A 759-nucleotide genomic window follows, 5' to 3' on the forward strand; every position below is an offset into this window, starting at 1 on the left:
TTTCAGTTCCGGGGTTTCGACCAGCACGCGCGGCGATTACGCCAGCACGACCCTGCGGTCGCGCGTCGCGGCGCTGCTGTTTGCCACCGGGCTTGCGCCGGGATTCGCGACGACGGTCGCCTTGCCCTTCTCGATCTTCGTCACGGGCGGGTTGGCCGCCGGGAAGAATTTCGACGTCACGATCGGCCAGCCGAAAAGGATCAGCGCGGCGAACACCGCGAACAGGATGAAATTCTTGTTGTCGTTATTCACGTGAGTGATGTCCCGCTCATGATGGGCGTCTGGTGAGGCATTGATTCAGGGAACCGGATCGTGACCGAACCCGCCCCAGGGATGGCACCGTCCGATCCGCTTTGCCGCCAGCCACCCGCCCTTCAGCGCGCCATAGCGGCGAAGGGCAGTGATTGCATAGGCGGAACAGCTGGGCTGGTAGCGGCAGCTCGGCGGCAGGATGACGGATGGGCCGAGTTGCCAGAAGCGGACCAGAGCGATGAGGAGGCGGGTCAGCATGGTTGCCCGCCTTCTTCTTCGTCACCCTGAACTTGTTTCAGGGTCCARGCGCGGTCATCTGAACCCTGGGCGACGCTCCTGAGGCGAGTGGCCGCGCCTGGATGCTGAAACAAGTTCAGCATGACGGCTGGGGTGGGGCCGGTCACCGCGCCACCTTGGTCAGCGCCTTGGCGAGATCCGCCCGCAACTGGGCGAAGTCGCGGTCGATACCGCCGTTCCGCCCGATCAGCACATGGTCCGCGCCGCGAA

The 759-nt window shown here is 64.8% G+C and carries 2 protein-coding genes; one reads left to right on the top strand and one right to left on the bottom strand.

Annotation, left to right across the window (positions count from 1 at the left end):
- Positions 1-256 (top strand): hypothetical protein (locus AC1DZC_RS19920; protein ID WP_477044473.1); only part of this gene is annotated, 256 nt, incomplete at its 5' end.
- A gap of 41 nt (positions 257-297) precedes the next feature.
- Here the strand turns inward: AC1DZC_RS19920 and yidD are convergent.
- Positions 298-510, bottom strand: a complete 213-nt coding sequence (gene yidD, locus AC1DZC_RS19925) for a membrane protein insertion efficiency factor YidD (protein WP_477044474.1) — start codon at positions 508-510, stop codon at positions 298-300.
- Positions 511-759 lie beyond the last annotated feature (249 nt).

This window comes from Cellulomonas sp. P2_B4 (assembly GCF_056404795.1).